Origin of the sequence: Bradyrhizobium sp. SMVTL-02, from assembly GCF_051853005.1 — a bacterium.
Taxonomy (GTDB): Bacteria; Pseudomonadota; Alphaproteobacteria; order Rhizobiales; family Xanthobacteraceae; genus Bradyrhizobium.
The window spans coordinates 7,502,546-7,514,502 of the sequence record NZ_CP182469.1 but is presented as its reverse complement, the minus strand read 5'-3'; the positions used below and the strand labels follow the sequence as shown (position 1 = coordinate 7,514,502).

Below are 11,957 nucleotides of genomic sequence, written 5' to 3'. Positions count from 1 at the left end.
GACTATTGGGGGCATTATCTCGGATGGCCCGATCTGTTCCTTTATCGTGACCGATCCTTTGAGTTCGTCGAAGTCAAATCATCAAGCGATAAGCTCAACGCAAAACAAAAGCGCTGGATCGCGGATAACAGTACGTTTCTTCACCTGCCGTTTCGGCTGGTTAAACTGCATCGGACGATGGCGAGACATTAAATCGCGTTCGGGAGTGCCGTATGTTTTGCGCCGCTTGACGTAGTGCGCGTGCGGCTGATGCCGCAGCAGGCTCTCGTTAACCGAGCCGCGTAGCGTCTCGGCCTTTCGGCTTCGATCCCTCGCGCAAAGATACCGAGCTCCTCGCCGGGGGTACTCGAGGCATGGTCCCGCCGTCATGGAGCATGCCGGCGTCGCTATCACTGCCCCTGTCCCGGGTACCCTCTTAACCGGTCTCGTCGCTGCACTCGGTCCCGCGTGCCGCCTTCGGCGTCGCTATGCTCACGCTCCTGCGGGTGCCATCCTCCGTTGAGGCGATGCGCCTCGGCGCACGCCCGATTCCGGCCGTGCGCCTTCTTCATCCGCTCCATGCAGTGCTGGCGGTCTGCCGGCTTTCGCTCCGACGATCCCATCACTCCGGTTTCGGGAGCAGGTCCAGATAACTGCTATCGCCCAAGGACGCCATGTAGCTGATCGTCTCCGCAGCCAACGAACGTCCCTTGCTGGAGCCGCTCGCGATCCCGTTCTGCAAGATCAGACGTACTTCCGCCTGCTGGGTCATATAGACCCACCGATCGAAGCGAGAGTTCTTGGCAAGAGCGGCGAGGACCTCGACAGCATTTACTGGATGATCGGCAGAGAGCTTCGCCAGATGCCGCAGCACGCTATAGGGCTCCGAAGGCGCAAACCCGCTTGCCGCCATCGCCAGCACCTGGTCCATCAGCCACGGACCATTGATCTTGCCATGGACGAAGAACTGTCCGATTGTCCCGATCTCCTCGCGAAAGTAGTCCGGGTTTGACGATGCCTTGGCGGCCGCGAGTCTTCGGTCCCAGTAAGAATACGCGCGCGCCCGGAATGGCTCGGGAAATTGATCCGGCGGCTGTCCAAGCTGTGTCCCAAGAAACCACATCGCGCTTTTTCGTGCGCCAGCCGGTGCGGTGTCCCAGAACAATTGGAACACCTCCTCTGGCAACGCCGACCAGATGTAAAGGACGACGAGGTAATGCGCTAAACGTTCTTCGACATGGGTGCGATCGTCCGGGCCGTCATCGGCGCTGAGGCGGCCGATTTCGGCGACGTAACAATCGCGCATATCCGCAGCCAGATCCTTGATGGGGCCGCTATCGTTGGCGAGATGCGAGATCCAGGTCGCATCACGCAGCGACAGATCGCTCCCAGGCAATAGTTCAGTGATGTGTCGACGGACCCAGGCCTCGTCAAAAAAGAACAGCCAGTTCAGATAGCGTCCGATCACAGCGCGGGGAACGCGGCCCGTCGGCGTGTCGTCGGCCAATTCGGCTTCCAGGATCGCTCGCAATGCCGGAAGTTTCTCAAGCGCTGCTCGCGGCGCCTGTCCGATCGGACCGCTATCGTCCTTGCTGAGCCAGAACAGCACGAGGACGACGAGCTCGACCGCCATGCCGCGCGCTGTGCCTTGCGCTGCGAAAAACGGCGAACTCCGATAGCTCTCCTCGAATGACGTGGTCTCCGGCAGGCGCGGCGCCTGGCGATAAAACGCGGATACCAGCCGTGTGACCAGCTCTGCATGCGCGAACGGGATGCCCTTTGCGCCTTGCCGTAATCCCGATGCGAGGAGCGCGGCTGCGGCTTTCACGCACCACGAGGTATCCACATCGTCGCCTTCAATGCCGCTTGGCACGTGCTCCGTTGGCTGGATGACGTTTGCGACCAGCGACACTGCGCCATCCCAGTCCAGGGACTTCCGGTTATTGGATGCGTTCTCCAAGCCTTCCAGCACTCTGCGAACATAAAGCAATGGAAGCCCGGCGAAGCGCGGCGCGTTTGCTGAATAGAGCGCAGGATTTTCGCCAGCAGCCAGCCGCAGCCCCTGCGCCAGTGCGGTCATGGTCTGACGCTTTTCTTCTGGTGACGGACGCCATGCCTGGAGGAAGGCGATGATCTCATCGATGGGCGCTGCCTGAAAATCGGGAGCCTCCGGCGGTGGCGCCTCCGGCTCGTCAAATCCCCGCCGCCACGCGTCAGGATCGCCAAGCTCCTTGACGGCCGCCGTCACTTGCGCTTGCCGGTCCTCGGGCAGCACCGAGCGCCAGCCCCACAGAATGTCACGCACCGCCGAAAGCCGAAACAACCGCTCGTCTTCGGCTGTGACCGGCCTCTTGCTCTGGGCCTCAAATCGCTGCTTCCATCCTCCGATGTACTTATCCGGAACGCTGTCTACACATGCCAGCACACGCTGCTGCATCGCCGGTGGCAGCGAAGGAAACCACGCTTGTGCCAGCGCGGCATATTCTGTGCTGGACCAGCTTGCTTCGATCAAATCGGCGTCGGTGAGGTAGCGCTCGGCCAGTTCGGGTGCGCGATCGGCATAAAGCGACAGAATGCGAAGCGCCAACCGCACGAATATCTTCGCGGGATAGCTAGTGATTTCCAGGATCACCTGCTGCGTGCACGAAGGGGCGGTCTCGATCGCAAGCTTTGCCGCCTGGATAATTCCGCCGACTAGGGCGTCAATGACGTCATGCTTGACACCGTGCTCGGAGATCTGCCCCGACAGGTAATAGGTGTAGTCAGACGGTGGATATTCGCTGAACTTGCCGCTAATTCGCATCGCCTGGTCTAGAAGGCTGCACAACAGACCCACGGCTTCAACGCCGCACGCGGGAGCCAACGCCTTCACCGTGTCCGGCAGGAAGTGCTCGTACATGTGCTGGCCGAACAGCGTCGCAAGGTGCCCGCCGTTGTCGAAGACCTGAAACAGCACGCGCGCGACGCGCAGCGCCGCAGCTCCATGGCCAGCTAGCGCCAGCCGTCGCAACAGGTCATGTGGCGCTTGCGCCATGACGAACCGGGCATCGCGCGATAGCCACGCCTCGGCTAGGTCCACCAATGGCACCGCATCATCCGCAGGCAATGCCGCCAACACTTCAACGCCCAGCTGCTGCACATCGACGTGCTGTGAGGTGCTGACATCACGCAGCGCCTGAACGACCTGGCTCCGCACCCCGGGGTCTTCCGAGCCCGCCATGCGCACTAGGTAGCGGCCTGCAGGCCACTGCCGCAGCAGCAGCCCATCACCCGCGTCGTCGTCGGCCGGCAATGTCGGCCCCACCAAGAGATTCTCGGCCGCCAAGTGAGGGAGCCAGTCCGCGGTCTGGAGCTGGTTGAAGAAATGCCACAGCAGCGGCAACGCACTGGGTATTTCTTTGACGAAGCTCTCCACCGCCGCTGCGCGATCTGCCATCGCGACGAGCTGGTCAACGCGTTGCATGAAAGCGGCATATCTTCCCTGCAGCGCGATCATCAGCCCGCGGACGACCGTGTCGAATGGCTGCTGCCATTCGAGTCGAAACTCTTCATCGACGACCAGAGACCGATAAAAATCGCGGCGATGAGCCTCACCATGGGCCTGTGCAATCGAGATCCATGCCCGGGCAATATCGCCGTCTGCGCCGAGCCCGAGACGCGTGACGATCGCCTGAATCTCCTCCTTGTGGCTGCGGCGCGGCTGCAATTTTTCAACGGCGCGGTTGACGGCGTCATCCTTGAAGCCGAGCGCGCGCAGTTGCTTCCTGGCCGCCTTCAGCCGCGCTTTGTCCTCGGTCGTCGCCTCAAGAGCGACACCTATTGGCCCTGCCAGCGTCTGCCGCAGGACTGAATCGAGCTCCCGTATGGCGTGGCCAGCTACCGGAACGGATACGCGAAGCGGGATCGCGCCCGAAGCCACGCGGCAAAAATCGACGTAGCGATCGGCGATACCCTTGCCGAGCATTTGCCGCATCAGCGATGCCGTGTCTTGCTGCTCTAGTGAGAGAACGCCTCTCTTGGTGGGCTCGTTCATCTAACGCTGTCGGTTGACGCCCCGTGTTTTGGCGCGGCGGGAGATAAATTCCCTCATCAAGGGCAGAAAAAACGCCTTGCTGAAATGGCCAAGCAGCGGCTCCGGTTCAAGATAGAACGACTGGCCGATGACATCCTGATTGTACTCATCAAGAATGATCCAGAGCCGCAGCGTGGCATCAAGCCCTGCGCGACGCTTTTCCATTTCTGGAATTTCGGCGGCGAAACGATCGGAAGAGGGCGGTTGGCTGGTGATTGGAAACAGCACCAGGACATCCTCGCCCTTCGGTCGGGCAATTCGCACACCCACAGCCACCGGACGATGCTTGCGGCCTTCGGTCTCCCCGCGCTCGGCCTCACGTACCCAGAGATAGGGAAAGCGGATGACACATCCGGTGCGAAGCTCGTCCTGGCTCACGTGTCATCACCGTCCCGCTCGTAGGCATCGACCGCACGCTTGACGTCTTCGAACAACTCGTCAGGCATCGTTTCAAGCCGGCCGGACATCCGGGTGTCGGCTCTGGCCGTGAGCCTGCGGTAGTCCTCGATGCTGAGCAGCACCAGGCGCGGCTTGTTCCGCTGGGTAATAGTAACGGGCCGTCGCAAGGCTTCGGCGATGATGTCGCCTGATTTCCGGGACAGATCGCTCGTCGAATACTCGGTCATGCATCAATCTCCAGCATTGCTGTAATATACAGCAATGCTGGAATTTACGCAAGTCGGCAAGCGCCGCGATACGTAGGAGTTTAGCCCCTATTTCGGGGGCGCACTGCATGTCTGCTTTCAGCGGAAAGGCGATGCTACAGCGATTGGTCATCGGAGGAGAGCAAATGGATTTCGATGGGAGCGTAAGGAGAATTACTGCCGTCCATGAGTCAGGTCATGCCGTTGCCCGCGTTCTATCGATAGGCCGCGTCGGCATCACCAATGAAAACGCCATCCGTTGGATAGAAATGGACGAAGGCACTCCACACTGCTCCGTGTTCGAACTACCGCTTGGTATGCCCGGGCTTAAGGAGTTTGGTGAGCGCGAAGGCATCAGGGAAGGCGTCCGGTGGACGGTGGACGATTGGCGCAAGCTATTTTCTTTTATGCGCATCGATCCATTGGAGTGGGCGAGCCTGCGGCTTTTGGAGCTTACTGCCGGAGCAGCGGCACAAGGAAAATTTACAGGCGCTTCCTTCGGCTTGGTTTGGCATGATTAGGGGTGCAGCGATGACCGTCAAAACGTCATTGAGACTTGTCAACGGATCGGCTTGAACGGATCAGAGGCAACAAGGCTCTTCGCAGAGCGCGCCGAAGAAGCGTGCAACTTAATGGATAGGACCGACGTGTGGCGGGCGGTGCTAACCTTAGCGGAACGATTGCCAACCAGCGGCCGAATGCCGGGCGATACCGTTGTTTCTATCGTTCAAAATTCATTGCGTGCCTTGTGAGGGAGATGCATCCCGAGCAAACGGTCACGAACCTGCGTTTTTTCAGGACTACACGCCCCGAAGTGAGCTGCATCATCACGACAGAATGCGCCTAGAGCTGACGCACCAGTCCTTCCCAAAAGTTATAAACGCCGGCTGCGCAAGCGTCGAACGATATCGCAGGCTCGCCCTCAATGGCGACCACGTTCGGAGTGCTCAATCTCAACGTTCCACTTAGGGTCGCGCCTCCGCTCAATGTGGAATCTACGATGAAGGTGTTGGCGCTATGGGTCATCGAAGTCGAAGAATGCGTCAGCGCCACATGCTTCGAGGAGTTCGCAATATCCCGAATGAAGCCTGCATTCGGAACTGCGTTCCGCACTTCACTCCACACGTCTGACTTTTTCTGAAACGTGACGCCAAGAGCGGCCTCCGCTTTGGCCTTATCCAAATTAAATACCCATTCATGCATATGGAAAAGCGGAGCGGCGGTATTGTAGACGAGCTGAAACGTACTTGGCGAATTGGCGAACGCTAAATAGTTCGGCTTAAGGACCTGGTCGAAGTAGTCCTTCGAGGACCTGAGTTTGCTGATGGTCATTTGGTTCCGAGGTTCTTCTTGGTCACTTTGGTCTAATCGCATAAGTGCAATGATACTTGTAAGTGACGTGGCCGAGAAAGTCCTTGTTGCTGCTTTCAGAAACCGCCATTGAAACCGCACAGCCGGGATACTGCTGTTCGTAAGTTTTGCGGTTTGGGCCACAGATTTCTTCTTGGTTGTGGCCACCGCCCATCTCCGGCGAGTCATACGCAGGTAGACTTGCCGGGCAATTAGCTTTCGGCGGTGCCGGAGCGACTGGACCCGGTTTCGGCTGATCGCAACTGACCAAGCTGCACCAGGCCTCCTTGCCTTTACCGAGAGCAGCCAGCAGGAGGCCGACCGCTACAATCAAACCCGTGGCGACCGCGAGCCAACTCTTTATGCTTTTTGCCCAATTGGGCCAGTCCTTATCGTCGCCTTCGGCCATCGCCACTCCCACAGGTTGAACTCGATCCTAACTTCCCCTTCGTTTTTGGCAACCAAGATGACAGCGACTTCAACGACGCGCGCTGGCCCTACCCTGACGTTCAGACGGGTGAGTGCCAACGATGGAGAGTAGTGCGATCCGATGCCAGCGCCCGCCTAGTCCGAAGGGCTACAATAAGATGTCCCCTGACCATGAATGTCGATTTCGGCGGAGGCTTCTCAAAGGGCCGGTGTAGAAGCGACTTATAGTCCGTCATTGATTCGTAACACAAACCTCCAGACGGTTGGGCTAGAGCAAGCAATGGCAAGGAAACCGAGCATTCCGAGGCGGCTGTTCAAATACCGCGTGTTCAATAATCTCACGCTGGATATCATCATTGCCGACAATCTGTTCTATGCCGATCCAACCACGTTCAACGATCCGCTCGATACCCGGCCCTCGCTTAACACTGATCTTCCCGCTCCAGACCTTGAGCGTGCATTGCGCAAGTTCGTCGAGCGGCGCGTGGGCGGCGAGATGAAGGCTGCCGCCAAAACCATCCGATATAAAGGTCCTAAGACCCTGGATCACATCAGCCGACTGAGCCGGTCGCAGGCAGATCAAGTCATTTCTGAAGTCAACTATAACGCCGGCGACCCAAGTTACGAGATGGCGGATCCTCTTCAATATCTGCTTGGCCGCCAGCTCGAAAAAGAATTGCTGCTGCAATATGACAAGGGCATTGTATCTCTGGCCCAACGCGTGACCTGCCCGCTGATGTGGAGCCACTATGGCGACCAGCATCGCGGTGTCTGCATTGGCTATTCGGTACCATCAGATGCGCAACCCGATCTCCACAGGGTCAAGTACGGCGGCAAGCGGCTTGTCGATGCCAGCAAGGTCCTGGCGATGCTCGATGGCGATAAGGGCGCTGGTCTTCAGGTCGACGAGGCAGTCCTGTTGCGAAAGGCGGCAAGTTGGCGGTACGAGCAGGAATGGCGTCTCATCGGAGAGCGCGGTTTGCAAAACTCTCCGCTCGAGCTCGAAGAAATCATCTTCGGAATGCGTTGCACGGAGGCGGTGAAATATGCCGTCGTCGCTGCCTTGGATAACAGGGCGCGTCCCGTGCGGTTCTATGAAATGCGCGAGCTCCATGGGACCTTCAATCTGAAAAAGGTCCCGCTGGAAGACGGAGAGATGAGGGCTTTTTTTCCGAGGCGGGCTCGCGACATCCACGAGGAATTCGAGTCCGTCGCCGATGAGGACGCGGAGAACCAATCGTAGCCGTGGTCGTCATAGCGGCACCGGCCGATGGCCGGTCACGCTCTACTCGCAGGCATAGGCCTGCGAGCGGAGCCGCAAAAGCGTCTCCGCCCTTTGGGTAACGATCGTTGCCGCAAGCAGCAGCATAAGAGTAAGAATGCGGACGTCGTTCGGCCGCGACGGGTGCAGCTGTGCCCGCACGACGTCAGGCGATAGCCGCTTCCCTAGGCCCCCAGATTTCCCTCATCTCGACGACCCCCTTACCGACCTCTGGTTGTTCGTCGAGGACGCCAGCGTTGAGCATCTCCAGCACGACATCCGCGCGCCAGACGAATCCCAGATCAGAACTTTCGCCGGTTCGGAAGCTCGCCGGCAATTGATCGGCAGCACGACCACTGTAGAGACCGACAAATTCCGTCTTCTCACCAAAGCCAATCGTCTGTCCGGTGGGCGTCGGCTCGATAATGGTGCCTTGCCTTATGCGGAATATCGGGGCTCCCGACAATCCGCCACGTCCGGCTATGTCCACGAGAAATTTCGGATATCCGTCCACAGGAACATCCGGATCAGAGGCGATCGAGCCGCGTTTCCAGACTGAAAGCACGTTCAACGCGCTAATGCCTTGAGCAAAGCCAACGGCGAAGACATCCCCGCCCGGCTGGCCGTAATTTTCAATCACCGGCACACCATCATTGATGCACTTCACGTCGCCATTCGTGATGCTGATGACAATGAACGCCATATCGAAATAATTCCCACAGACCGGATGGACGAACCAGCGCGGATTGGTGCGATCCTCATCGAGATAGAGGGGGATCTCGCCCTCCTGGAAGGTCTGAGGGTTCTGTGTGACGTAGCGGAAGCGAACGCGGTCCGGCACGCCGCCATGCTGGCTCAGCGGCGTACGCGCGCTATGGTGCAGGCCTGACAGATTGTGCCAGGCAGTTACGAGAGCGATGCTCTTCCCCAGACGCCAAAACCAGCCGGTTCCCTTGGCCAACTGTTGCTCCCGAAAGAACATCTGCAGCATGACGGACGTCACGCTTAGTCCATTGATCTGCGGGGTCGCTTTCATATAGCGGCCGGACGAGAAGGCGGCGTTGAAGGCGGCTGAGAACTTCGACTGCGAGCGGGTCAAGCAAACCTCCAATTTGGCCGAAGAAGATGCAGCATTGCTTTGCATTATAGCCGCGGAGCCAACTCTGCTCTCAGCCATATTCGCCTTGTTGCTCCTAACGAGGACCGCCTCTGTTTGCAACCTCGCTGGACCACACCCAATGTCCGCTCATGGCCGGTAGCGACGCATTCTCCGCTCTGTTCACTTCCGCTTCCGATCAAAGCGGCATGCTTCTCGACGCCGCTCAGTTGGGGTCGAATGTAATGGAGCGGCCCCGCGCCTAGCGAGGTCGCGCTCTATCTCGAAGAAGCCGAAGAAGCGTCCTTCAATGCTTCAGATCCGGATCTCTGCCCTCAAGAAGAGACCCGAAGAACTACTCATCCCGGATCTGGCCTCGTTGCTGCTTCTCGCCACTGCGCGTGCTACTACCGCCGCACGGGGCTGTCGTGAACCGAGCCGCGCACGTCTCGGCCTTGGGCTTCGATCCCTCGCGCGGAGGGCTAAGGAGCTCCTCGCCGGGGGCATTCGGGAAAGGGTCCCGCCGTCATTAAGTATGCCGGAGTCGCTATCACTGCCGTTTGCCCCGTTAGATCTTCCTTGACGCCGCGAGCGACGATCCGGAGGCTTCCATCCGGAAGGGGCCTTTGCAATTTCAAGGCCTCGTCCGCAGGGGCCGTCATCCAGGACTCGACTTCGTCCGGCGTCGTCAGGATCACCGGCATGGCCTTCGGGTGAATGGCCTCGACTTCGACGTTAGGATCCGTCGTGAGGAATGCAAAGAGGTCGTTGGTGGTCTCACCTTCCTTGACCTTCCGGACAGACGTCCAGTTGGTCCAGATGCCGGCGAAGCAGGCGAGGGGTCGGGTCTCGTCGAGCGCGAACCAGATATCACCGCCCTCGGCCTTGTTGAATTCGCTGAACGAGTTGAACGGCACCACGCAGCGATTTTCAACTCCGAGCCATCGCGTCCAGTGTTTGCTCTTCACGTTGCGGATGTTGGTTGTGCCGCCGTCCGGCTCCATGCGCAGCAATTCCTTGAAATCCACTGCCTTGCCTTTGGCCTGCAGCTTTTCCGCTCGTTTCTTCGTGGCGTCCATCAGCGCCTTTGATGACGATGGCATTCCCCATCGCGCCGTAGCGAGCTCGCGGCCCTCGACCCCGTTGCGCACGATCGGTGCCTTGTAGTCAGGAAAAACCCCTGGCATCGGCGCCAGATTTCCAACGTATCGGTTCACGACCCGGAACAGCGCGCTGATGGCAGCTTGGTTGGTCGTGATCGAATAAAGATTGCAGATGTGGACGGCCCCCCACTTGTCAGGATGGTAGCAGACTTTTGACCTGATCGCTTGCTATCAGATGTCCGGCCTGTTTGCGCGGACAAAGTCCGCTGGCCAAGATGGTGTTCGCTACGCACGCTCCAAGCACATAGGCGACCTTGATGATGCCAGTGTAATCTACGGAAGCTCGCGCGTATCGACCGATCGGTCCTTCCATCTACTGCGTCCTGCAAGTTCGTGGGCTATCCGCCGAGCAACCTCGCTCGCGGTACCGATTTCAGATCAGACGGGCATGGCGGCTACCGGTCGGTTGTATACTCCGCCCGATATCATCAATCGCCAAGCGATACGGGCGAACTTGTTAGCCAAGGCCACCGCCACCAATTTCGGCGGCTTTCGCTCCAGTAGCGATGCAAGCCAGGGTGTCGGCTTATGACGGCCCTTTCGAATGTGCCTTAGCAGCGCGGTCGCGCCGACGATCAACGTCGATCGGAGCATTGAGTCTCCGGCCTTTGTGATTCCGCCATATCTTTGCCGGCCGCCCGTCGAATGATCCTTGGGTGTCAGTCCGAGCCAAGCGGCAAAGTCGCGGCCTGACCTGAACGTCTCCGGCGGCGGCGCCTTCATGCTTAGCATGGACGACCCAATCGGACCGACGCCGGGAATCGTCGCGATCCGCCTGCTGACATCATCGTCGCGGTGCCACCTCATCAGCTTGGCTTCGATCTTTGCCAGGCGGGCTTCGACCGCGGCATATTCCTCTGCTTGGAGTCGGAAGAGATCCTTTGCCATTTCCGGTAAGCTATCATCATCGAGCACCCACTTGATAAGTTGCGCGACATTCTGCCGACCGGCGGGGCCGACGATGCCAAACTCAGCCGCATAGCTCCTGAAAGCATTGGAAAGCTGCGACTTCACGCTGACCAGGCGTTCCCGCACAGTCATTAACATGCAGGCCGCTTGGCATTCCTTTGATTTGACCGGTACAAACCGCATATTCGGCCGGGTGACCGCCTCGCACAGCGCTTCGGCATCGGCCGCGTCGTTCTTGCCGCGCTTCACGTAAGCCTTCACGTACTGAGGTGGGATCAGCTTCACCTGGTGACCGAACGACTGCAGCAGGCGCGCCCAATGATGCGAGCTGCCGCAGGACTCGATGGCGACGAGAACCGGTGGAAGCCGCTCGAAGTAGCGGATCATCTCGGCTCGCCGGAACTGGCGGCGGACCACCACCACCTCGTTCTCATCAACACCATGAAGCTGGAAAACCGACTTGGAAGTGTCCATACCGATGCGAACAGGAAGATTCATCAGACTTTCCTCTCATCTAGCTGTGACGCTGACAGCGCCATAGAACCGTGGGGATGAGAGGCCGTCCACACCAGCACATCGGTCAGGATTCGGTTTTGGGGTGGCGAGGCTGCCAGGCCAATTGTAGCAGAGTCGCAGACGGACGCCGGCCTGCCTTGGCGCATTTGCGGCAGCGCAGCCGGCTGGCGAGATCATGCACGAAGGTGGTTGGCGGGTGCTTCATAGCCGCAAGGTCCACGTCGCTCGGCGTCTTGCAGCGAGCGCACCTGATCTCGAGCCAAGGGAAGCCTCCGTTCACGGCCTGGTCGATGCTGGGCGATGGATCGATCGGTTCGCCGTCGCTCCACATCCGCTCGTTCCAGCTTTCGCAAAGCAGCCTGTCAGCTTGCTGGATCATGGCCTCGCCCTTTGCCCGCATCTCCGCCGATTGGGCAGCAAGCATGTTGGCCATCGCACGTGCCTTGCCGAGCTCTTTCGCCAGAGCCTTGCGATCGCCGCCCGATAGGGGCGTGGGGTGATACTTCGGGGCCATCCGGATATCCAGGCGCTAAGAGAT

The 11,957-nt window shown here is 59.2% G+C and carries 12 protein-coding genes; 3 read left to right on the top strand and 9 right to left on the bottom strand.

The genetic code is table 11. The annotated features are described in order from the left end of the window. Window positions 1–33 precede the first annotated feature (33 nt). A complete protein-coding gene (locus tag ACNJYB_RS36050; RefSeq protein ID WP_439375727.1) occupies window positions 34–192 on the top strand; it encodes a VRR-NUC domain-containing protein in 159 nt (52 codons plus the stop codon). A gap of 409 nt (window positions 193–601) precedes the next feature. On the opposite strand, the gene ACNJYB_RS36045 is transcribed toward ACNJYB_RS36050, so the two are convergent. Genes ACNJYB_RS36045 through ACNJYB_RS36035 form a run of 3 tightly spaced genes read right to left on the bottom strand, consistent with a single transcriptional unit; the run spans window position 602 to window position 4,677 of the window. After that, window positions 602–4,012, bottom strand: a complete 3,411-nt coding sequence (locus tag ACNJYB_RS36045) for a hypothetical protein (RefSeq protein ID WP_439371384.1) — start codon at window positions 4,010–4,012, stop codon at window positions 602–604. After that, window positions 4,013–4,429 (bottom strand): hypothetical protein, encoded by a 417-nt coding sequence (locus ACNJYB_RS36040; RefSeq protein WP_439371383.1) that lies wholly within the window; start codon window positions 4,427–4,429, stop codon window positions 4,013–4,015. It lies immediately after the preceding gene. Continuing rightward, window positions 4,426–4,677 (bottom strand): type II toxin-antitoxin system Phd/YefM family antitoxin, encoded by a 252-nt coding sequence (locus ACNJYB_RS36035; protein WP_439371382.1) that lies wholly within the window; start codon window positions 4,675–4,677, stop codon window positions 4,426–4,428. The genes ACNJYB_RS36040 and ACNJYB_RS36035 overlap by 4 nt, the downstream gene beginning before the upstream one ends. A gap of 107 nt (window positions 4,678–4,784) precedes the next feature. On the opposite strand from ACNJYB_RS36035, the gene ACNJYB_RS36030 reads away from it, so the two are divergent. After that, window positions 4,785–5,216: a hypothetical protein gene (locus tag ACNJYB_RS36030; protein ID WP_439371381.1), complete on the top strand. Its 432-nt coding sequence runs from the start codon at window positions 4,785–4,787 to the stop codon at window positions 5,214–5,216. Window positions 5,217–5,538: 322 nt separating this feature from the next. Here ACNJYB_RS36030 and ACNJYB_RS36025 read toward each other — a convergent pair whose 3' ends face one another. Both ACNJYB_RS36025 and ACNJYB_RS36020 read right to left on the bottom strand, forming a co-directional pair. Further along, window positions 5,539–6,027, bottom strand: coding sequence for a hypothetical protein (locus ACNJYB_RS36025; protein WP_439371380.1), 489 nt, complete (start codon window positions 6,025–6,027; stop codon window positions 5,539–5,541). A 22-nt stretch (window positions 6,028–6,049) separates the two neighbouring features. Next, window positions 6,050–6,454, bottom strand: coding sequence for a hypothetical protein (locus ACNJYB_RS36020; protein WP_439371379.1), 405 nt, complete (start codon window positions 6,452–6,454; stop codon window positions 6,050–6,052). Window positions 6,455–6,754: 300 nt separating this feature from the next. Between ACNJYB_RS36020 and ACNJYB_RS36015 the strand changes: the two genes are divergently transcribed. Beyond that, window positions 6,755–7,717, top strand: coding sequence for a DUF2971 domain-containing protein (locus ACNJYB_RS36015; protein ID WP_439371378.1), 963 nt, complete (start codon window positions 6,755–6,757; stop codon window positions 7,715–7,717). A gap of 184 nt (window positions 7,718–7,901) precedes the next feature. Here the strand turns inward: ACNJYB_RS36015 and ACNJYB_RS36010 are convergent, their stop codons facing one another. The 4 genes from ACNJYB_RS36010 to ACNJYB_RS35995 all read right to left on the bottom strand — a co-directional run bounded on the left by ACNJYB_RS36010 (window position 7,902) and on the right by ACNJYB_RS35995 (window position 11,933). Further along, window positions 7,902–8,834, bottom strand: a complete 933-nt coding sequence (locus tag ACNJYB_RS36010) for a hypothetical protein (protein ID WP_439371377.1) — start codon at window positions 8,832–8,834, stop codon at window positions 7,902–7,904. Between the two features lie 479 nt (window positions 8,835–9,313). Further along, window positions 9,314–10,108: an SOS response-associated peptidase gene (locus ACNJYB_RS36005; protein ID WP_439375726.1), complete on the bottom strand. Its 795-nt coding sequence runs from the start codon at window positions 10,106–10,108 to the stop codon at window positions 9,314–9,316. A gap of 264 nt (window positions 10,109–10,372) precedes the next feature. Then, the gene (locus ACNJYB_RS36000) at window positions 10,373–11,401 is read right to left on the bottom strand and encodes an IS110 family transposase (RefSeq protein WP_439371376.1); all 1,029 of its coding nucleotides are present in this window, start codon (window positions 11,399–11,401) and stop codon (window positions 10,373–10,375) included. An 82-nt stretch (window positions 11,402–11,483) separates the two neighbouring features. Beyond that, entirely contained in the window at window positions 11,484–11,933 is a 450-nt protein-coding gene (locus tag ACNJYB_RS35995) for a hypothetical protein (protein WP_439371375.1), read from the bottom strand. Window positions 11,934–11,957 lie beyond the last annotated feature (24 nt).

Coding starts and splice junctions, on each gene's coding strand:
- ACNJYB_RS36015 (WP_439371378.1), top strand. CDS start 6,755: ATGGCAAGGAAACCGAGCATTCCGAGGCGGCTGTTCAAATACCGCGTG.
- ACNJYB_RS36000 (WP_439371376.1), bottom strand. CDS start 11,401: ATGAATCTTCCTGTTCGCATCGGTATGGACACTTCCAAGTCGGTTTTC.
- ACNJYB_RS36025 (WP_439371380.1), bottom strand. CDS start 6,027: ATGACCATCAGCAAACTCAGGTCCTCGAAGGACTACTTCGACCAGGTC.
- ACNJYB_RS36035 (WP_439371382.1), bottom strand. CDS start 4,677: ATGACCGAGTATTCGACGAGCGATCTGTCCCGGAAATCAGGCGACATC.
- ACNJYB_RS35995 (WP_439371375.1), bottom strand. CDS start 11,933: ATGGCCCCGAAGTATCACCCCACGCCCCTATCGGGCGGCGATCGCAAG.
- ACNJYB_RS36020 (WP_439371379.1), bottom strand. CDS start 6,454: ATGGCCGAAGGCGACGATAAGGACTGGCCCAATTGGGCAAAAAGCATA.
- ACNJYB_RS36045 (WP_439371384.1), bottom strand. CDS start 4,012: ATGAACGAGCCCACCAAGAGAGGCGTTCTCTCACTAGAGCAGCAAGAC.
- ACNJYB_RS36030 (WP_439371381.1), top strand. CDS start 4,785: ATGTCTGCTTTCAGCGGAAAGGCGATGCTACAGCGATTGGTCATCGGA.